The organism is Caulobacter sp. LARHSG274, from assembly GCF_052871235.1.
Genome location: NZ_JBIXJO010000001.1, coordinates 867539 through 887691, shown reverse-complemented (window position 1 = coordinate 887691; position 20153 = coordinate 867539). Strand labels below are relative to the sequence as shown.

Genomic DNA, 20153 nt, shown 5'->3' with positions numbered 1-20153 from the left:
AGGCCCGGGCGCTTCGCACCCTCCCCATCCCATCGCAGCCTCTGGCGCGTGAGCGTAGAGCCGCGCCTGCGGAAGATCCCCTCCGGAGTCCCTGACGGAGACGCCGGAGGGGATCGCGCGATCAAGCCCGCTCGTGGACCGCCTCTTCCGCCGCCAACGGCTGCGGCAGGCGCGAGACCATCTCCTTGGGGCAGACCTGCCAGAACAGGTCGCGCACCCGGTCCCAGTCGCGCAGCAGGCTTTCGGCGAACACCGAGTCGGTCTCGCGGGCGTGCTCGGCCACCAGCGAGCGCAGCACGCCTTCCCAATAGGGCGAGGCCAGGCGCTGGATCAGCACGCTGTCGGGATTGACCAGGCGCTCGAACCGGTCGTGCTGGTCGAGGACGAAAGCCATGCCGCCGGTCATGCCGGCCCCGAAGTTGCCGCCGGTCGAGCCGAGGATCACCACCTGGCCGCCGGTCATGTATTCGCAGCCGTTGGCGCCGCAGCCCTCGACCACCGTGGTGGCGCCGGAGTTGCGGACCGCGAAGCGCTCGCCGGCCTGGCCGGCCGCGAACAGCCGCCCGGCCGTGGCCCCGAACAGCACGGTGTTGCCGAGCAGGGCGTTGGTCTCCGGCGCCGCCAGACCGCGGGCCGGCTTGATGACGATGGTCGCGCCCGACAGGCCCTTGCCGACATAGTCGTTGGCCTCGCCGGTCAGCTCGATGCGCAGGCCCTGGACCGCGAAGGCGCCCAGGCTCTGGCCGGCCGAGCCCTTGAGCTGGACGGTCAGGTGGCCGGCGGGCAGGCCCTTCATGCCGAACTTGCGCACGATGTGGCTGGACGTCCGCGTGCCGATGGTCCGGGCGGTGCTGCGGACCGTATAGGTCAGCTGCATCTTCTCGCCGCGCTCCAGCAGGGGCGCGGCGTCGCGGACGATCTGGGCGTCGAGCGTGTCGGGCACGGCGTTGCGGCCCTCGACGGTGCAGTAGGGCTTGTTCTGGCCGGGATCGGCGCGGACCAGCAGCGGGTTCAGGTCGAGGTCGTCGAGGTGCTCGCCGCCGCGGCTGACCTGGGCCAGCAGGTCGGTGCGGCCGACGATCTCCTGCAGCGACTTGAAGCCCAGCCCGGCCAGGATCTCGCGCACCTCCTCGGCCACGAAGCTGAACAGGTTGATGACCTTTTCGGGCGTGCCGGTGAACTTGGCGCGCAGGGCCTCGTCCTGGGTGCAGACCCCCACCGGACAGGTGTTGGAATGGCACTGGCGGACCATGATGCAGCCCATGGCGACCAGCGACGCCGTGCCGATGCCGAACTCCTCGGCCCCCAGCATGGCGGCGATGACCACGTCGCGGCCGGTGCGGATGCCGCCGTCGGTACGCAGCACCACCGAATGGCGCAGATTGTTCAGGGTCAGCACCTGGTTGGCTTCCGACAGCCCCATCTCCCACGGGCCGCCGGCGTACTTGACGGAGGTCTGGGACGAGGCGCCGGTGCCGCCGACATTGCCGGCGACCAGGATGACGTCGGCCTTGGCCTTGGCCACCCCGGCCGCGATCGCGCCAATGCCGGTGGCGGCGACGAGCTTCACCGTGACCCGGGCGATCGGATTGATCTGCTTGAGGTCGTAGATCAGCTGGGCGAGGTCCTCGATCGAATAGATGTCGTGGTGCGGCGGCGGGCTGATCAGCATCACGCCGGGGGTGGCGTGGCGCAGGCGGGCGATCATCTCGGTGACCTTGAAGCCGGGCAGCTGTCCGCCCTCGCCGGGCTTGGCGCCCTGGGCGACCTTGATCTCGATCTCGCGGCACTGGTTCAGATATTCGGCCGTGACGCCGAACCGGCCCGAGGCCACCTGCTTGATGGCGCTGTTGGGATTGTCGCCGTTCGGCAGGGGCTTGTAGCGGGCGGAGTCCTCGCCGCCCTCGCCCGACACCGACTTGGCCCCGATGCGGTTCATGGCGATGTTCAGCACCCCGTGCGCCTCGGGGCCCAGGGCGCCCAGGCTCATGCCCGGGGTGACGAAGCGCTTGCGGATCTCGTTGACGCTTTCGACGTCGTCGGTGGAGATCGGGTTGCGGTCCGAGCGCCAGTCCAGCAGGTCACGCAGCTGGATCGGCTTCTGTGTCCGCAGGCCGTTGGACCAGCGGCGATAGAGCTCGAAGTCGCCGGTGTCGCAGGCGCTCTGCAGGGTGTGGATCAGCCGCGCCTCGAAGGCGTGGGCCTCGCCCGAGCGGCGCAGCTTGTAGAGCCCGCCGACCGGCAGGGTCACGGCCGGTTCGCCCCAGGCCTTGCGGTGCAGCTCGACCGCCTTGCTCTCCAGGCCGGCCAGGCCGATGCCCGAGATCCGCGACGGCATGCCGGGGAAGAACTCGGCCGCCAGGGCCCGCGACAGGCCGACAGCTTCGAAATTGTAGCCGCCGCGGTACGAGGAGATGACGCTGATGCCCATCTTGGAGATGATCTTCAGCAGGCCGCCCTCGATGGCGGTCTTGAAGTTGATGCAGACGTCGCGCAGCGACTTGTCGCCGATCAGGCCGCGCTCCAGGCGGTCCTGGAAGCTTTCCTGGGCCAGGTAGGCGTTGACCGCCGTGGCCCCGACCCCGACCAGCACCGCGAAATAGTGGGTGTCCAGGCACTCGGCCGAGCGGACGATGATCGAGACGTAGGAGCGCAGGCCCTTGTTGACCAAGTGGGCGTGGACGCCGCCGGTGGCCAGGATCATCGGCAGGGCGACACGGTCGGCCTGACTGGCCTCGTCGGTCAGGACGATGGCCCCGCAGCCGCGCAGCACCGCGTCCTCGGCCTCGGCCCGGATGCGGTCGAGATTGGCGCGCAGGGCGTCGCCCGGCCGCGCCTCGGGGGCGGGCAGCGGCATGGTGCAGTCGATGACCGCGACGTTCTTCTCGCCCAGCAGGCCGCGGATGCGCTCGTACATGCCGGTGGTCAGGACCGGGCTTTCCAGCACGTAGACATCCGCTTGCGCGGCGTCCTGGGCCAGGATGTTGCCCAGGTTCTTGAACCGGGTCTTCAGGCTCATGACGCCGGTTTCCCGCAGGGGATCGATCGGCGGGTTGGTCACCTGGCTGAAGTTCTGGCGGAAGAAGTGGCTGAGCGGCCGGTACTTTTCCGACAGCACGGCCAGGGGGGCGTCGTCGCCCATCGAGCCGACGGCTTCCTTGCCCTCCTCGACCATCGGCGCGAGGACCATTTCCAAGTCCTCGAGCGAGAAGCCGGCGGCGGCCTGGCGGCGGGTCAGTTCCTCGCGGCCGTACTTGCGCGGCTCGGGGCCGGGGCCGATCTCCTTTTCGAGATCGACCATGTTGCCCAGCCAGTCGGTATAGGGGTGACGGCCGGCCAGCTCGTCGATGATGGCCTCCTCGCCGTAGAGCTTGCCCTCGGCCAGGTCGATGGCGATCATCCGGCCGGGCGAGATCGCCAGCTTGCGGGTGATGCGGCTCTCGTCGACGCCGCACATGCCCGCTTCCGAGCCCATGATCACCAGGCCGTCGTCGGTATAGGCCACGCGCAGCGGCCGCAGGCCCGAGCGGTCCTTGCCGGCCACGACCCAGCGGCCGTCGGTGGCGCACAGGGCGGCGGGGCCGTCCCACGGCTCCATCACCGCGTTGCAGTAGGAATAGAGGGCCTTGTGGGCCTGCTTCATGTGCGGGCTGTTGGCTTCCGGCACCAGCAGGGCCTTGGCCATCGGCGCATCGCGGCCGGCCCGGACCAGCACCTCGAAGGTGTTGTCGAGACCGGCGCTGTCGGAGCCGCCCGGCTGGATCACCGGCTTCACGTCGTCCCCGAACTCGCCGAAGGCGTCGGCCGCCATCTTGATTTCGTGGGACTTCATCCAGTTGATGTTGCCCTTGACGGTGTTGATCTCGCCGTTGTGGGCCAGCATCCGGAACGGCTGGGCCAGCCGCCATTCGGGGAAGGTGTTGGTCGAATAGCGCTGGTGGAAGATCGCCACCGCGGCGCTGAACCGCTCGTCCTTGAGGTCCGGATAGAATTCGTCGATGTGCTCGGCCAGGAACATGCCCTTGTAGATCAGGGACTTGGCCGAGAACGAGCACAGGTAGAAGCCCGCCAGATTTTGGGCGTGGACGCGCTTTTCGATGCGCTTGCGGCACAGGAACAGGGCGCGCTCCAGCGCTTCGCCCTCCAGGCCGGCCGGGGCGGCCAGCATGATCTGCTCGATCTCGGGCCGGGTGGCGTTGGCCTTCTCGCCGATCACGGCGGTGTTCACCGGCACCTGGCGCCAGCCGTAGATATAGAAGCCGAAGCGCAGGGCCTCGGCCTCGACGATGGTCCGGCAGGCCTCCTGGGCGCCGAGGTCGGTGCGCGGCAGGAAGACCTGGCCGACGGCGATCGGGCCCTGGCGCAGGGCGTGGCCGGTGCGGCGCACCTGATCGACGAAGAAGTCCTGCGGCACGCTGACCAGCACCCCGGCCCCGTCGCCGGTCTTGCCGTCGGCGTCGACCGCGCCCCGGTGCCACAGGGCCTTGAGGGCCTTGATCGCCAGCTCGACGACCTCGCGGCGCGGCTGGCCGTCGATGGCGCAGACCAGGCCCACGCCGCAGGCGTCGCGCTCGGTCGACGGATCATAGGCGTGGCCGTCGATCAGGGCCTGGCGGTTCTTCAGATAGAGGTCGATGTCTTGGGCCATGGCGGCCTCCGAAGAGTTTTCTTGGTCCGCCCTCGTCCCCCAAGCTGTCTTGGCGACAGGCTCAGGATGAGGGCTACTTAAAAGCTCGCTATGAAATCCTCATCCTGAGCTTGTCGAAGGACGAGGATTTCACGCACTTACTCCGCCGCGATCGAAATCGCGGAAACCTTGGCCTGTAGATAGCGGTGCATGGCGTCGGCGGCGTCGCGGCCGTCCTTGATGGCCCAGACCACCAGGGAGGCGCCGCGGACGATGTCGCCGGCCGCGAACACCCCGTCCAGATTGGTCATCTGGTGACGGACGTCGGCCTTGACCGTGCCCCAGCGGGTGACCTTCAGGTCGGGGGCCGAGAACAGCTCGGGCAGGTTCTCGGGCTCGAAGCCCAGGGCCTTGACCACCAGCTGGGCCGGACGATCGAAGTCGCCGCCCTCGATCTCCTCGGGAGTCTGGCGGCCGGAGGCGTCCGGGGCGCCCAGGCGCATGCGGATCGAGCGCACGCCGGTGACGCCGGCGGCCTCGCCGAGCACGGCGCGTGGCGCGGCCAGCCATTCGAAGGTCACGCCCTCCTCCTCGGCGTTGGCCACTTCGCGCAGCGAGCCGGGCATGTTGGTCTTGTCGCGGCGATAGAGGCAGGTGACCGAGGTCGCGCCCTGGCGGATGGCGGTGCGCACGCAGTCCATGGCGGTGTCGCCGCCGCCGACCACGACCACGTCCTTGCCGGCGGCGTTCAGCACGCCGCTCTCGTAGTCGGGCACGCTGTCGCCGAGGCCGACGCGGTTGGAGGCGATCAGATAGTCGAGGGCCGGGAATACGCCGTCGCTGCCGGCGCCGGGGACGGTCATCTCGCGGGCCGCATAGACCCCGACGGCGATCAGCACCGCGTCATGGCGGTCGCGCAGCTCCTGCAGGGTGGCGTCGCGGCCGACCTCGAAGCCCAGCTTGAACACCACGCCGCCGTCGGCCAGGCGCCGGGTGCGGCGCTCGACCACTTCCTTCTCCAGCTTAAAGCCGGGGATGCCGTAGATCAGCAGGCCGCCGGCCCGGTCGTGGCGGTCATAGACGGTGACGGCGTAGCCTTCCTCGCGCAGCTTCTCGGCCGCCGACAGGCCGGCCGGCCCGGCGCCGATGATGCCGACCGACTGGCCGCGGTCCTCGCGCGCCGTCAGCGGCTTCACCCAGCCCATTTCCCAGGCCTTGTCGGTCAGGTAGCGTTCGACCGAACCGATCGTCACGGTGCCGTGACCCGACTGCTCTATGACGCAGTTGCCTTCGCAGAGGCGGTCCTGCGGGCAAATCCGGCCGCAGACCTCGGGCATGGAGCTGGTGGCCTGCGACAGCTCATAGGCTTCCTGGATCCGGCCTTCGGCGGTCATCCGCAGCCAGTCAGGGATATTGTTGTGCAGCGGACAATGGGTCTGGCAGAACGGCACGCCGCACTGCGAACAGCGCGAGGACTGCTCGGCGGCCTTGGCGTCGATGAAATCGGCGTAGATTTCATGAAAGTCGCCACTGCGCTCGTCGGCCGCCCGCTTTTCAGGCGTGCGGCGGGCGACCGTAGTGAATTTCAGCATGCGCTCGGCCATGCGTCTTCCCTCGCCCCCGTTTCCGGGGAAAAATTTGCGTGCGAGGGCCTCATACGGACTCTTGACGGCAAGAAGAATGCGTTAGTCCACAAAGATGACAAATTTATCCGTGATGGCCCAGGGGTTATTGCGAAGGACTCTCATCTGTGGGTGAAGATCGTCCACTTTATGGATAAACCGATTGTTTACCGTGTCGGGCGCACGCCGGACCGCGTGTTTCAAAGGAATGACGAATGCCAGATTGGCTGACCGCAATCGTGCTGGGCCTGGTCGAGGGCCTGACGGAGTTCATTCCGGTGTCCTCGACCGGACACCTGCTGCTGACCAAGATCGCCCTGGGCCTGACCGATCCGGCCTGGGACACCTTCATCGTGCTGATCCAGCTGGGCGCGGTGCTGGCCGTGGTCGCCCTCTACTTCCAGCGCCTGTGGACGGTGGTCGTCGGCCTGCCGACCCGGCCGGAGGCCCGCCGCTTCGCGCTCAGCGTGATCATCGGCTGCATCCCGGCCTTCGCCGCCGGACTGGCCCTGCACGGCGTGATCAAGCACTTCTTCGAGAGCCCCTTCCTGCCGCAGGTGATCTGCGTGACGCTGATCGTCGGCGGGGTGCTGCTGCTGATCGTCGACAAGAAGGCCCCGCCGCCGCGCGAACGCGACGGCATGGCGCTGTCGCTGAAGACCGCCTTCCTGATCGGCCTGTTCCAGTGCCTGTCGCTGGTTCCCGGCGTCTCGCGGTCGGGCTCGACCATCGTCGGCTCGATGCTGCTGGGAGTCGAGCGCAAGGCCGCGGCCGAGTTCTCGTTCTTCATGGCCATCCCGATCATGGTCGGGGCCTTCGCCCTCGACCTGCTCAAGAGCTACAAGGACATCGACTCCAGCCACGCCGGGACCATCGCCATCGGCTTCGTGGTCTCGTTCCTGTCGGGGATGGTGGTCGTGCGCTACATGCTCGACTTCGTCGGCAAGCGCGGCTTCACCCCGTTCGCCTGGTGGCGGATCGTGGTCGGGGTGATCGGGCTGGGGCTGATCTACATCCCGCGGTGAGGTGCTAAAAATCCTTCCCCCGCACGGGGAGAAGGGAAACTTAGAACGCCCCCGCCGGGACCTCGGCGTACTGGCCGCCCTTGCGGTAGCGGTAGAGGTAGGACGGGACCACCGACTCGACGGGGGTCGGGACGATCCCGGCCTCGGCGAAGCCTGGCAGGCCGTTGCTGGCGACATTGTCGCTCCTTAGCGCCTCGACCTGGTCGGCGGTCAGCGGCGGGGCCACGGGCAGCAGGCCGGCGACCAGGTCGCCGACCTTGCCGATCAGCCCGGCGGCGAACCAGGGCAGCGGGACGAGGACGCGGCGGCGGCCGGTCTCGCGCAGGATCAGCTCCATCAGGTCCTTGAAGCTGTAGACGGTCGGACCGCCCAGCTCGTAGGTCAGACCCTCGGCGGCCGGGCTGGCGACGGCCTTGGCGATCACCGCGGCGACGTCGCCGACGAAGGCCGGCTGGTACCGGGTGTGGCCGCCGCCGACCAGCGGCAGGGCCGGGAACAGGGCGGCCATCTGACCGAACCTGTTGAAGAACCTGTCCTCGGGACCGAACATGATCGACGGGCGGATCACCACCGCGCCCGGGAAGGCGGCGCGGACGGCCTGCTCGCCCAAGGCCTTGGTGCGGAGGTATTTGGACGGCGAGTCGGCGTCGGCGCCGACGGCCGAGATGTGCACCAGCCGCTTGACGCCGGCCGCCTGGGCCTGGTCGGCGACGGTCTTGGCGCCCATGACGTGCAGGGTCTGGAATTTCTGGCGGCCGGTTTCCCACAGCACGCCGACCAGGTTGATCGCCGCCTCGGCGCCGTCCAGCGCCCGGGCCACCGAAGGGGCGTTGCGGAGATTGGCCTGCACCACCTCGATCTGGCCGACATCGCCCAGCATGCGCAGCCGATAGCCGAGGTTCGGATTGCGCACCGCCACCCGCACCCGATAGCCCGCCTTGGCGAGCGCCCGAACGACCTGGCCGCCGACGAAGCCGGAGCCGCCGAACACCGTGACCAGACCTTGCATGTTGAACCTCGTCCTAAAGCCGTGAGGCGGGGGATAGACGAGCCGGAGCCCAATCGCAACGAAATGCGCACTAAGCGATTGACGTGGTCAGAACCTTTGCATAAACGTCCCGGCCTCGCGGCGATCCACGGATCGCCCCGCAGGCCCAGGTGGCGGAATTGGTAGACGCGCTGGCTTCAGGTGCCAGTGACTGAAAGGTCGTGGAGGTTCGAGTCCTCTCCTGGGCACCACCCCCTACCAACCTCGAAAGAGGTCGGGGTGGAGCCGAAAGTTTCCAGACTTTGAGACCCGACCAAGCTCTGCCGGGGCTGGCGATCCCCGTGACCAGCGGATAGATATCCCGTTCATCCGGCCTATAGTGCCGGCGCCGCATTTTAGCGCATCGGGAATTCGGACGTCGGTGCGACGAGACCGAGGCGCGGAGACGAAGAGACTTGGCCAACTTCCTGCACGAGGGCGACCTGCCCGACGGCGTCTTCGCCGGCGCGACCGCCATCGCCATCGATTCCGAGACCATGGGCCTGCGCCTGGGCCGCGATCCGCTGTGCGTGGTCCAGTTGTCGTCGGGCGACGGCGACGCCCATGTGGTGCGCCTGGACCGCGAAACCTATGACGCGCCCAATCTCAAGCGCCTGCTGACCGATCCCGCGATTGTGAAGCTTTTCCACTTCGGCCGCTTCGATATCGCCATGTTCCTGTTGCATCTGGGGGTCATGACCGCCCCGGTGTACTGCACCAAGATCGCCTCGAAGCTGGCCCGCACCTATACCGACCGCCACGGCCTGAAGGACGTGACGCGCGAACTGGTCGGCGTCGAGCTGTCCAAGGTCCAGCAGAGCTCGGACTGGGGCGCGGCGACGCTGTCGCCCGACCAGATCGCCTACGCCGCCTCCGACGTGCTGCACCTGCACGCCCTGCGCCAGCGCCTGGACGCCATGCTGGTCCGCGAGGGCCGCATGGCCCTGGCCCAGGCCGCCTTCGACTATCTTCCCCACCGCGCCGCCCTCGACCTGGCCGGCTGGGAGGACGTCGACATTTTCGCCCACAGCTGAAGGGCGTCGGATGACCACCCTGGACGCGAATCGGGGCGCTTTCAAACGGGACCTGCGCCGCTGGCGGCGCCGTTCGCGGCGCGTCCTGCTGGCCCGCGTCGCCCTGCCGATCGCCATGGTCGCGGTCCTGGCGGCGGTCGGCGGCCAGGTGGCCTGGCGCACCTTCACCGCCGGCGACCGGCGGCCGGCCGACACCAAGGCCCAGATCCGGATGATCACGCCGCGGTTCTACGGCCAGTCCAGCGACGGACGGCCCTTCGTCATCACCGCCCGCTCGGCGGTGCGCGACGAGGCCGACCTCAAGCGGGTGTTCCTCGACGCCCCGACCCTGACCCTGGGCGTCGGCAGCCCGGCCCCGACCCGGTCGACCGCCGATCGCGGCGTCTATCGCGAGGACACGCTGAAGCTGCAGCTGTTCGGCAATGTCCGGCTCGACGACGGGGCCGGCTATCGCTTCGCCTCGAACGAGGCGCTGGTCGACACCCGCAACGGAAACATCACCGGCGAAACCACCTTGCAAGGCGAAGGTCCCACTGGACAGGTGCAATCCAACGCCTACTCCGTATATGACAAGGGCGACCGCATCGTCTTCCGGGGCGGCGTGAAGACGCGTATCGATCGGAAGACGGGCCAGGCGGTCGCGGAATAGATGAGGACGTGGTTGATGAATCGATGGATGGCGCCAGCGGCGATCGCCCTGAGCCTGTTGAGCGGCCCGGCCCTGTTGAGCGGCGAGGCCCAGGCGCAGCAGAGTGGCGCCAGCGACTCCAGCGCGCCGGTGGACATCTCCGCCGACGAGCAGGAAGTCATCACCAGCCAATGCAAGACCATCTTCCGCGGCTCGGTCGAGGTTCTGCAGGACAAGGCCCGCATGCGCGCGGCGACCATGACGGTCTATAATCGCCGCAAGACCCCGGGCAAGACCTCATCGGGCCCGGGCGGCAACGACGACTGCGGCGACGTCGATCATGTCGAGGCCGACGGCAATGTCTTCTATGTGACGCCCGAGCAGACCGTGCGCGGCGATCACGCCGTCTACGACTACGGAACCGACACCATCGTCGTCACCGGCGACGTCGTCGCCGTCCAGGGCCAGGACGTGGCCCGCGGCGACCGCATGACCATCAAGACCAAGACCAACGACGTGAAGATGGAATCCAACGCCACGGGTCGCGGCAAGACCCGGGTGCGGGCGGTGCTCTATCCCGACCAGAACAAAGACAAGAAGCCCGCCGCGGGCAAGCCGTAGGATCTGATGGCGTTCTCTATGCAATCCTTTGGCCTCGATCGCGTCGGCGACGGCCTGTTCGTCGATGCGATCGGCAAGTCGTTCGGCGACCGCCCGGTGGTCAAGAGCGTCTCGCTGAGCCTCAAGCGCGGCGAAGTCGCCGGCCTGCTGGGCCCCAACGGGGCCGGCAAGACCACCTGCTTCTACATGATCACCGGCCTGGTCGCCGCCGACTACGGCTCGATCTATCTGGACGGCGAGGACATCACCGGCCAGCCGATGTTCCAGCGCGCCCGGATGGGCGTCGGCTACCTGCCGCAGGAAGCCTCGATCTTCCGGGGCATGACGGTCGAGCAGAATGTCATGGCCGTGGTCGAGATGCGCCAGAAGAACCAGCGCAAGGCCCGCGAACAGGTGACCAGCATCCTTGAGGAGCTGCACATCACCCATATCCGCAAGTCGCCGGCCGTCGCCCTGTCGGGCGGCGAGCGCCGCCGGGTGGAAATCGCCCGCGCCCTGGCCAGCGAACCGTCGTTCATGCTGCTGGACGAGCCCTTCGCCGGCATCGACCCCCTGGCCATCGCCGACATCCGCGAAGTGATCGGCTACCTCAAGGGTCGCGGCATCGGCATCCTGATCACCGACCACAATGTGCGCGAGACGCTGGACATCATCGACCGCGCCTCGATCATTCATGCCGGCGAGGTGCTGTTCGAGGGCTCTCCCCAGGAGATCGTCGACAATCCGGAAGTGCGCCGCGTCTATCTGGGCGAAAGCTTCGCCGAGCGCGTTTAGACGTTTCGAGCGATTCGCGAGCCTGGATCGGGGCCGTCAGCGACCCTCCGCGGTCGGATTCGACCCCGCAGATTCTGTGCCGGATCGGCCCTCGAGGCCTTTCGAATAAGAAAAACGCTGCTTTCTCGTGACGGATGGTCGCGGCGGCACGCTTTTTGCTGACGTTCGCGCCCCGTTAACCAGACTGCCCTTCAATGGCGATCGAAACCTCGTTCGATTTGCCCAGGAGGGCGTCTTGGCTCTCGGCCACAGATTGGAGCTTCGGCAAGGCCAGGGCCTCGTCATCACGCCGCAGCTGCAGCAGGCGATCAAGCTCCTGCAACTGTCGAATCTCGAGCTCGACGCCTTCGTCGAGGCCGAGCTGGAGCGCAATCCGCTGCTGCAGCGCGACGACGGCGCCGAGGTCGAACGCAGCGCCGACGAGATCGAACGGCCGGCCGAGAACCTCGGCCTGGACGCGGTGTCCGACAGCGCCGCCAGCCAGCAGATGGACGCCGTCCCCGACGACGCCTCGCCGGGCGAGCGCGCCACCGGCGACGGGGCCGGCGCGGAGGCGGCGGCCGAGCAGGCCGGCGGCCAGATCGACTGGTCGCGGACCGGCGGCGGCGGCAATTTCGAAAGCGACGACAACTACGAAGGCGCCCTCTCGCGCGCCCTGACCCTGGTCGAGCACCTGACGGCCCAGCTCGCCGCCGCCGGCCTGACGCCGGCCCAGACGGTGGTGGCCGGCGTGCTGATCGACGCCGTCGACGAGGCCGGCTACCTGCGCGCCGATCTGGCCGAGGTCGCCGACCGCCTGGGCTGCGACTTCGCCTTCGTGGAGGGCGTCCTGACCGTTCTGCAGGGCTTCGAACCGGCCGGGGTGATGGCCCGCGACGTGCGCGAGTGCCTGGCCCTGCAGCTGAAGGACGTCAATCGCTACGACCCCTGCATGGCCGCCCTGCTCGACAATCTGGACCTGCTGGCCCGGCGCGACATGAACGGCCTGCGCAAGGCCTGCGGCGTCGACGACGAGGACCTGCGCGAGATGGTCGCCGAGATCCGCGCTCTCAGCCCGCGTCCCGGGGCGGCCTTCCACAGCGATCCGCCCCAGACCCTGGTGCCCGACGTCCATGTCCGCGAGACCCCTGGCGGCCTGTGGCATGTGGAGCTGAACACCGACACCCTGCCCCGGGTGCTGGTCGACCAGCGCTACCACGCCCGGGTCTCCAAGGGCGCGCGCAGCGACCAGGAAAAGACCTTCGTCTCCGACTGCTTCGCCACCGCCAACTGGCTGGTCAAGAGCCTGGACCAGCGGGCCCGAACCATCCTGAAGGTGTCCAGCGAGATCGTCCGCCAGCAGGACGGCTTCCTCGCCTACGGCGTCGAGCACCTGCGGCCGCTGAACCTGAAGACGGTGGCCGACGCCATCGGCATGCACGAGAGCACGGTCAGCCGGGTGACCTCGAATAAGTACATCGCCACCCCGCGCGGGGTGTTCGAGCTGAAATATTTCTTCACCTCGGCGATCCAGGCCACCGAAGGCGGCGAGGCCCATTCGGCCGCCAGCGTCCGCCACAAGATCAAGGCCCTGGTCGAGGCCGAGCGCGCCGAGGCCGACGTCCATTCCGACGACCGCATCGTCGAGATCCTCAAGGAAGCCGGCGTCGACATCGCCCGGCGCACGGTGGCCAAGTATCGCGAGGCGCTGCGCATCCCCTCGTCGGTGGAGCGTCGCCGCCTGATCAAGGAAACATGCTAGGTCCTCGATCCCCCAAAGCCCGTTTGGCGTTGTATGGCGAGGGGCCGAGGCGAGGCATGGCGAACCAGAGCTTGTCCGACGTGATCGCGGGATTTGGCGAGGATACGCGCCCCGTGCTCACCGTGGGCCAGATGCTGGAGCAGTTCGAGAGCCGGGCGTTCGGGGCCATGCTGTTCGTGTTCGGCCTGCTCAACTGCCTGCCGCTGCCGCCGGGCTCATCGACCCTGCTCAGCCTGCCGATCCTATTGCTGGCGCCGCAGGTCGTCTGGGGCGCCGACGTGCCGTGGCTGCCGCGGCGGCTGAAGGACTATCCGCTGAAGCGCGACGACCTGCGCGGCCTGTTCCGCAAGCTGACCCCGATCGTCCGGCGCATGGAACTGGTCACCCGGCCGCGCCTGGAGATCCTGTTCGGGCCCGCAGGCGAGCGGCTGATCGGCCTGACCTGCACCCTGCTGGCCTTGGTGCTGGTGCTGCCGATCCCGCTGGGCAACCTGGCGCCGGGGGCGACGGTGGCGGTCCTGTCCCTGGCCCTGCTGCAGCGCGACGGCTTGCTGGCCTTGCTGGGCTACCTGATGGCCGCCGCCAGCGTCGGCCTGCTGGTGCTCAGCGCCAGCGTCGTCATGGCCGCGATCGACAAGCTGCTGCACGTCTTTTCCGGCCTTTTCTAGACGCTCCGGCAGTGCTTGACACCGGAGGCGGACGGGCGCGTTGTTAGGCCATGCAAGTCCAAATCTCCGGCAAGCATGTCGACGTTGGCGAGGCTCTGCGTGCGCGAGTCTCCGACGAAATCACCCTGAGCATCGGCAAGTATTTTGACCGCGGCGGCGACGCCGACGTGGTCATCAGCAAGGAGGGCTTCGCCTTCCGGGTCGATTGTTCGGTCAAGCTGGCTTCGGGCCAGCAGCTGATCAGTCACGGGTCGGGCGGAGACGCTCACGCGGCCTTCGACGCCGCCCTGGCCAAGATCGAGACGCGCATTCGCCGCTACAAGCGGCGGCTGAAGAGCCACTCGATCGCCGCCAACGCCAAGCAGGCCGAAAACGCGGCGATGTACGTACTGCGGGCCCCCGACAGCGACGAAATCGACGACGACGACTGGACGGCCGAGGACGACCATCCGACCGGCGCGCCGTCGGCCATGATCATCGCCGAGAGCCAGGCCTCGCTGAAGACCATGACCGTTTCCATGGCGGTCATGGAACTGGACTTGACCGAGTCCCAGGCAATCGTGTTTAGGAACGCCGCCCACGACGGATTGTCGGTGGTCTACAGACGGCCAGACGGAAATATCGGTTGGATCGACCCGGAACGCACCAAGGTGCTGAACGGGCACGGGCCGACCGCGAGCTGACCGAACCCTGGGGCGGTTGGGGCGTTTCGGAAGGCCCGCGAAGACGCGGCGACGACCGATAACGAGCGAGCTTCAAGACAATGACCATCGGCGATCTCCTGGAGCCTGGCGCGATCACCCTGCGGGTCAACGCCGCCAACAAACGCCAGGTTCTGGGCGTCATGGCCGATGTCGCCGCCCGCGCCTTCGGGGTCGACGCCGACGAGGCCTTGGAAGGCTTGATCGAGCGCGAGGCGGCCAGCTCGACCGGAGTCGGCCAGGGCGTCGCCATCCCGCACGCCCGCCTGTCGGGACTGGACCGGGTCCGGGCCGTATTCATGCGCCTGGAGACGCCGGTGGCGTTCGGGGCCGTCGACGACAAGCCGGTGGACCTGCTGGTGGCGCTGTTCGCGCCCAAGGACGCCGATTCCAGCCACCTGCGGGCCCTGGCCCGGGTGTCGCGGATGATGCGCCAGCCCGACCTGCGCGAGCAGCTGCGCAAGGCCCGCTCGGCCGACGCCGTGCATGTGCTGCTGGCCCAGGCCCAGGAAAGCAAGCCGACGGCGGCCTGAGGTTTCGGGCCAGCTTGCCGATTTTCGCGTCCCATGTGAGCATCGCTCAACTCAGGGGGCGTTATGGGCAGCTTCTCAATTTTTCATTGGTTGATCTTGATCGCGATCTTGGCGGTCTTCGTGGTTCCGTGCGGACTGATTTTCAAGCGCGCCGGCTGGTCGCCGTGGCTCGCGCTCATCTTGGTTGTTCCGGGCGCCGCCATCGTTCTGCTGTGGGTTTTCGCGCTGGCTCGCTGGCCAAGCTTCGATCACGCCAAATCGCCAGCCTAACCACCGCGGAATAACCATCTCACCACCGACATAGGCCGATGGTGAGATGGCGGAACCTCAGTGCACCGAGACCGGCGCCAGCTCGTGGGCCAGGGCGGCGGCGATGGCGGAATCCTTGTCGGTCAGCACCGCCAGGCGCGCGCCATCGGCGCGGCACACCGCGTACAGGGTCTGGTCGGGCGACAGGTCGATGTCGCCCGCGTCGGCAGGCACGTCGGCCAGGATCTCCGCGGCCTTGATCGGCCGGACATAAACCAGATCGGGAGCGCCCAGGGCCAGAAAGGCCTCGGCGGAGAAGAACGGGGAGTGGGGGTTCGGTGTCATAAGACCACCTCCTTGATAGGGAACGCCCGCGATGCGCGTCGGTTCAGACCCCGCCGCGGGACGGGTCGGGCGGCTCAGCCCAGGGAACGGATCGGGATTCGGCGGACCAGCCGCTCGGGCTCGGGCCGGGCGAGGTCGACATGCAGCAGGCCGTGCTCGAGCGTGGCCGCCGTGACCTCCATGCCGTCCGCCAGCACGAAGGTGCGCAGGAAGCCGCGGGCGGCGATGCCGCGATGCAGATAGGCCCGGTCGACCTCGGACTTGCCTTCGGCCTCGCGCCGTCCGGCCACCACCAGCTGGCCGCCTTCGACGGTCACCTGCAGCTGGTCGGGCGAAAAGCCGGCGACCGCCAGGGTGATGCGCACCCCGCCGTCCTCGGCCTGCTCGACATTGTAGGGCGGATAGCTTTCGGCCGCGGCCTTGGCCGCGCGCTCGATCAGGTCTCGTGTATGCTCGAAGCCCAGCAGGAAGGGGCTGTCGAACAGGATCGTCCGGGTCATCGCGAAGTCCTCGCTCAAGCGACTTCGTGCGCGAAGACCAGGCCCGGGATCGGCGCCTGGCCTCACGACGTGGACCTTAGGTGGCGACGGACGACCGCGGGTTCAAGATGGGCGACGGGGACGCGCTCAGGCGCGCCCCGCCGCGACGTTCCTACTTCTTCGTCCAGCCGCCGTTTAGCGGCTTCCAGTACTGGCCGGGGGTCAGGCGGGCGTAGAGCTGCTTGGCGGTGGCCTGGCCGGCCGCTTCGGCCGTCACGCCGGTCTTGGCGGCGGTGTCCTTGTAGACCGCGGCGCGGCCGGCGTTGATTTCGGCCACCGCGGCGCGCAGGTCGGCGTCGCCGCCGGACACCACGCCCAGGAAGCCGTCGGCCTGTTCGCCCACCGTGCCGGCCGCCTTGCCGGCGTCGACTGTGGCCTTGGCGGCGGCGGATTGGGCCAGGGCCGGAAGGGCCCCAAATCCCACGGCGGCGCCCAGCGAAGCGGCCAGGGCCAGGACCGTCATAGTCTTGCGGATCATGTCGGTTCCTCTCTTAGAACAGGTTGGGGTTCTGCTGGATGGCGGACTGGACTTCCTTGTCCAGTTGCACGCGCACGTTGGCGTCCAGCTTGGCGTAGATGTTGATCGGGTCGACCTTCACCCGGACCGTCGGGGTGCACGCCGCCAGGGCGCCCACCGTGAGGAGGGGAAGGATCAGGGCGCGCTTCATGGTGCGTGTCTCCAGTTCTTGGGAAATCTGCGGTTTCAAGGCTGAACCGCGTCTGAACGCGGAGCGGGGGGCGGCGCGACGGCCGCCGAAGGCGTTGCGCGGGCCTGGGCCTCCTCCCAGGTGCGCTTGGCCGCGGCGATCAGCTCGTTGAAGTTTAACGACGTATCCAGCGTCAGGTCGACCGGCGTCTTGGCGGGCAGGGGAATGCGGCGCTGGAAGGCGCTGCCGTTCAGCAGTTCCATCAAGCCGACCTTGGCCTTTTCGGCCACCTTCGGGTCGTGCTCGCCCTTGATGTGGAACAGCACGCCCAGCCGACCCTTGTCGGTGCTGTTGACCCCGGCCTCCAGCGTCTCGAAACGGAGGTTCTCCATGGCCTGGTAGGCGAAGTCCTGGATGGCGTTGACCGGCGCGGCCTCCTTGACGGTCAGCGGATCGTTGGGATCGACCATCCCCTGCCCCGCCTGCACGCCGGTCAGGGCCTCGCGGGCGATCGACACCCGGCCTGGCTGGGTTGCATAGACCTTGCCGTCGAGGAACCGGAAGCCGTCGGGACCCAGTTCGAACGGCAGGCGGCCGTCGACGATCGCCTCGACCTTGACCTTGTCGGCCATCGACGAGCCGGCGACCAGTTCGCCCAGGTCCAGGTGCTCGATATTGATCACGCCCTTCAGCACGCCCTTGCCGTCCAGCGGCACGTCGATCGGCTCGATCGAGATCCGGCCCTTGGCCGCCTCCAGCGTGGTCGACTGCACGTGCAGGGCCTCGGGGCCGAGGGTGAAGGCCGACTGGACCGTCTGCACCGGCACGATGGCGTCGATCCGGGCGATCTTCAGGGTCTGGTCCGGGGCGCTGGTCAGCGGAGCCAGGCTGGTGAAGGCCACCTGGCCCTGCAGCGTGGCGACCAGGCCCAGCGGGCTCTTGAAGTTCAGGCCGCCGGTCGAGACCTTGCCGTCGCTGACCATGGTCTCGCCGGCCCAGGCGAACCGGCCGGTGAAAGCGGCGGGCCCTTCGGCCTCGCGGGCGAACTGGGCCAGGGGCGTCAGCTCGGCCGGCTGCAGGCCGCCCTTGGCGAAGGTCAGGGCCGAGGCGTCGATCAGGGCCTCGCCGCGTTCGGCGGCGACATCGTGATGGACGGCGATCCGGCCCAGGGGGTGGCCCGCGGGGGTGGCGGCATCGAAGCCGCCCGTCCACTGGCCGCGCGCCAGGTCGATCGAGCCGGTGACCGACACCGGCTCAAAGCGCTTGACCGCGGCCGCATCGACCAGCCGGGCGGCGGTCACCCGCACCTGGGCCTCGTCGAAGCCGCCGCGGCCGCCGCCGGTGAAGGTGGCGGCGACGCCCTCGGCTCGCGCCTCGGCGACATTGATCAGGCCCTCGCCGCCGGTCAGGCGCGCCGAGGCCCGCCAGGCCCCGCCGGCGGCCCGCAGCAGCGGCTCGGCGGTCGGGCAGAGGTCGAGCTTGACCTGGCTGATCGGCGGCTCGCCCATCTCCCAGGTCCGGGCGGTGACCGGCGTGCAGCGGGGCAGGCGGAAGCTGAATACGTCGCCGCTCAGCCGGGCCTGGCCGGCCAGGGTCGCCGAGACGCCTCGCGCCGGCGGCATGTCGAAGGTCCCGGCCAGGACCACGTCGCTGGCCAGGCCGTCCGCCGCCCACCGCCAGTCGGGGGCCTTCAGGGTCAGGTCGGGCAGACCCCCGCCGCCCACCGCCAGGGCCAGGGCGCCGCCCGCCGTCCCGTTCGTCGCCGCCGCGACCAGGGGACCGCCCGGTGCGCTGAGCGTCGCCTTGGCGCCGGTCGCGGCGGTCAGGGCCACGGGACGCGAAAGATAGAGGCGGGTCTGGCCGTCCTGGGCCGCCAGCCTCAGGCTGGGCGCCGACAGTTCGAATCGCGACAGGGCCTGGGCCGCGGCCTTGGCGTAGTCGGGATTGGGCAGGGCGGCGGTCAGGCGCTCGGCGTCGGGACGGGTCACGGCGCCGTCGGCCCCGGCCTGGCCGTCCAGAGCCGCGGTCAAGCCGTCGGTTCCGGCCGAGAACCGGCCGCGGGCGCTGGCCGCCACGCTGGACAGCGCCACGCCGCCGAACGCCATGCGGCCGCCGCCGAGGCTGACCGACACCGGCCCGCTGACCGACCGGCGGCGGGCGTCGGAGACCGCCGTCAGGCTGGGGGCGTTGATCTCGACCGCCGCCCGCGACAGGGCCGCGCCGCCGGACACCGCCTTCTCGGCCGTGGCCGCCAGGCGCGTGCGGGCCGCCCCGCGGGCGCCGGACGGATCATAGGTCAGGGCCAGGCTGGTCAGGTCGAGGTCGGCGACGAGGTCGCGGCCGTCGAGGGCGGGGGCGGTCAGGCGCGCGCCGCGCGCATGCAGGCCGACATGGCCGGTCAGGCCGCCGCGCTTGAGGTCGCCGCTCAGCAGGCCGGTGACCGCCAGGGTGGCCTCGACGTCGCCCAGGGCCGTGGCGTCCAGGTCCGCGCCGCGGGCCCGCAGCGCCAGCCGCAGGTCGGCCGGGCCGGCGACCGACAGCTTTTCGAGGTCGGGATAGGCGATGTCGGCCTGCAGGGTCCCCTGGGCGTCGGTCAGGTCGACCCCGCCGGCGCTCAGGGTCCGCAGGTCGAGATTGGCGTCGAGGGTCAGCCGGTCGCCGCGCTTGCGGGCCTTGACCAGCACCCCGTCGGTGTCGAACGACAGGTCCTTGGCGGCGTAGTGCATCGCGCCCAGCCGGCCGTCGAAGCGCAGCAGCTTGCCGTCGTCGAGGCTGGCGTCGCCGGTCAGCCGGGCCGCGCCGCCGGGCGTGCGCAGCCGCACCCGGGCGTCCTCGATCAGGATCGCCGGGCCCGGGGTCTTTTCGCTGGGCGCCTTCAGGGCCTCGTCGATCAGCGACTGCAGGGCGCCGAAGTGCAGGCCGTTCTGGTCGAGGCCGACGTCCAGCCGCGGCCGCACCAGGCGGATGGCGCGGGTCTTCAGCGCGAACCGGCCGCCGCTCCAGGGCGAGGTCAGGTCGTAGGCCACCTCGATCCGCTCGGCCGAGAACACCGGGGCGTTTTCCGGACCCAGGCGGATCGCGCCGGCGAAACCGGTGGCGTCCAGGTCATCGAGCTCAAGCGAGGCCTCGACCCCCTTGTCCTCCAGCCAGGCCAGGGCCAGCTCGCGGCTGATCTCGCGGCGGCCGGCATAGGCCGAGAACCCGACGACGACGAAGGCCAGGGCGGCCAGCGACATCGCCTCCAGACCGGCGTCAAGCAGCGCCCCCCGGCGGGACCGGCGGACGGGGGGGGACGGCTGGGCGTCAGGCTGGGGGTCGGGCGGGGGCTCGGCCATCGGGGGCACAATGCCGCAAGAGGCGGCATTTGTGAGT

The 20153-nt window shown here is 69.2% G+C and carries 18 protein-coding genes and 1 tRNA gene; 11 read left to right on the top strand and 8 right to left on the bottom strand.

The features are described 5' to 3' along the window. Positions 1 to 121: 121 nt before the first annotated feature. Positions 122 to 4648, bottom strand: coding sequence for a glutamate synthase large subunit (gene gltB, locus ACIPQB_RS04205; protein WP_446483943.1), 4527 nt, complete (start codon positions 4646 to 4648; stop codon positions 122 to 124). A gap of 137 nt (positions 4649 to 4785) precedes the next feature. Further along, on the bottom strand, positions 4786 to 6231 hold the full coding sequence (locus ACIPQB_RS04200) for an NAD(P)-dependent oxidoreductase (protein ID WP_446483942.1): 1446 nt from the start codon (positions 6229 to 6231) through the stop codon (positions 4786 to 4788). Positions 6232 to 6464: 233 nt separating this feature from the next. On the opposite strand from ACIPQB_RS04200, the gene ACIPQB_RS04195 reads away from it, so the two are divergent. Then, positions 6465 to 7274: an undecaprenyl-diphosphate phosphatase gene (locus ACIPQB_RS04195; protein ID WP_446483941.1), complete on the top strand. Its 810-nt coding sequence runs from the start codon at positions 6465 to 6467 to the stop codon at positions 7272 to 7274. A 40-nt stretch (positions 7275 to 7314) separates the two neighbouring features. Here ACIPQB_RS04195 and ACIPQB_RS04190 read toward each other — a convergent pair whose 3' ends face one another. Continuing rightward, positions 7315 to 8283 (bottom strand): complex I NDUFA9 subunit family protein, encoded by a 969-nt coding sequence (locus ACIPQB_RS04190; protein ID WP_446483940.1) that lies wholly within the window; start codon positions 8281 to 8283, stop codon positions 7315 to 7317. A 143-nt stretch (positions 8284 to 8426) separates the two neighbouring features. Between ACIPQB_RS04190 and ACIPQB_RS04185 the strand changes: the two genes are divergently transcribed. From ACIPQB_RS04185 to ACIPQB_RS04140, 10 genes are all read left to right on the top strand, one after another. After that, positions 8427 to 8513 (top strand) — tRNA-Leu (locus tag ACIPQB_RS04185). A 204-nt stretch (positions 8514 to 8717) separates the two neighbouring features. Continuing rightward, the gene (locus ACIPQB_RS04180) at positions 8718 to 9335 is read left to right on the top strand and encodes a ribonuclease D (protein WP_446483939.1); all 618 of its coding nucleotides are present in this window, start codon (positions 8718 to 8720) and stop codon (positions 9333 to 9335) included. 10 nt (positions 9336 to 9345) lie between these two features. Beyond that, a complete protein-coding gene (gene lptC / locus ACIPQB_RS04175; protein WP_446483938.1) occupies positions 9346 to 9984 on the top strand; it encodes an LPS export ABC transporter periplasmic protein LptC in 639 nt (212 codons plus the stop codon). Positions 9985 to 9999: 15 nt separating this feature from the next. Next, positions 10000 to 10584 (top strand): LptA/OstA family protein, encoded by a 585-nt coding sequence (locus ACIPQB_RS04170; protein ID WP_446483937.1) that lies wholly within the window; start codon positions 10000 to 10002, stop codon positions 10582 to 10584. A gap of 18 nt (positions 10585 to 10602) precedes the next feature. Continuing rightward, positions 10603 to 11358, top strand: coding sequence for an LPS export ABC transporter ATP-binding protein (gene lptB, locus ACIPQB_RS04165; protein ID WP_446483936.1), 756 nt, complete (start codon positions 10603 to 10605; stop codon positions 11356 to 11358). A 235-nt stretch (positions 11359 to 11593) separates the two neighbouring features. Beyond that, complete coding sequence (gene rpoN, locus ACIPQB_RS04160) at positions 11594 to 13099, top strand: RNA polymerase factor sigma-54 (protein WP_446483935.1); 1506 nt, start codon at positions 11594 to 11596, stop codon at positions 13097 to 13099. A gap of 56 nt (positions 13100 to 13155) precedes the next feature. Continuing rightward, positions 13156 to 13767 carry an exopolysaccharide biosynthesis protein gene (locus ACIPQB_RS04155; protein ID WP_446483934.1) on the top strand — a complete coding sequence of 204 codons (612 nt, stop codon included), beginning with the start codon at positions 13156 to 13158 and terminating at the stop codon, positions 13765 to 13767. Between the two features lie 50 nt (positions 13768 to 13817). Then, entirely contained in the window at positions 13818 to 14450 is a 633-nt protein-coding gene (gene hpf / locus ACIPQB_RS04150; protein ID WP_446483933.1) for a ribosome hibernation-promoting factor, HPF/YfiA family, read from the top strand. An 80-nt stretch (positions 14451 to 14530) separates the two neighbouring features. Continuing rightward, positions 14531 to 15001 (top strand): PTS IIA-like nitrogen regulatory protein PtsN, encoded by a 471-nt coding sequence (gene ptsN / locus ACIPQB_RS04145; RefSeq protein WP_446483932.1) that lies wholly within the window; start codon positions 14531 to 14533, stop codon positions 14999 to 15001. Positions 15002 to 15064: 63 nt separating this feature from the next. Then, complete coding sequence (locus ACIPQB_RS04140; protein WP_446483931.1) at positions 15065 to 15271, top strand: hypothetical protein; 207 nt, start codon at positions 15065 to 15067, stop codon at positions 15269 to 15271. Between the two features lie 57 nt (positions 15272 to 15328). Here ACIPQB_RS04140 and ACIPQB_RS04135 read toward each other — a convergent pair whose 3' ends face one another. The 5 genes from ACIPQB_RS04135 to ACIPQB_RS04115 form a co-directional block, all read right to left on the bottom strand. Then, positions 15329 to 15595 carry a DUF1150 family protein gene (locus ACIPQB_RS04135; protein WP_446483930.1) on the bottom strand — a complete coding sequence of 89 codons (267 nt, stop codon included), beginning with the start codon at positions 15593 to 15595 and terminating at the stop codon, positions 15329 to 15331. A 74-nt stretch (positions 15596 to 15669) separates the two neighbouring features. Further along, positions 15670 to 16095 carry an Hsp20 family protein gene (locus ACIPQB_RS04130; protein ID WP_446483929.1) on the bottom strand — a complete coding sequence of 142 codons (426 nt, stop codon included), beginning with the start codon at positions 16093 to 16095 and terminating at the stop codon, positions 15670 to 15672. Positions 16096 to 16246: 151 nt separating this feature from the next. Further along, positions 16247 to 16612 carry a YdbL family protein gene (locus ACIPQB_RS04125; protein WP_446483928.1) on the bottom strand — a complete coding sequence of 122 codons (366 nt, stop codon included), beginning with the start codon at positions 16610 to 16612 and terminating at the stop codon, positions 16247 to 16249. Positions 16613 to 16625: 13 nt separating this feature from the next. Continuing rightward, positions 16626 to 16802, bottom strand: a complete 177-nt coding sequence (locus ACIPQB_RS04120; protein ID WP_446483927.1) for a YnbE family lipoprotein — start codon at positions 16800 to 16802, stop codon at positions 16626 to 16628. A 35-nt stretch (positions 16803 to 16837) separates the two neighbouring features. Further along, positions 16838 to 20116 carry an intermembrane phospholipid transport protein YdbH family protein gene (locus ACIPQB_RS04115; protein WP_446483926.1) on the bottom strand — a complete coding sequence of 1093 codons (3279 nt, stop codon included), beginning with the start codon at positions 20114 to 20116 and terminating at the stop codon, positions 16838 to 16840. Positions 20117 to 20153 lie beyond the last annotated feature (37 nt).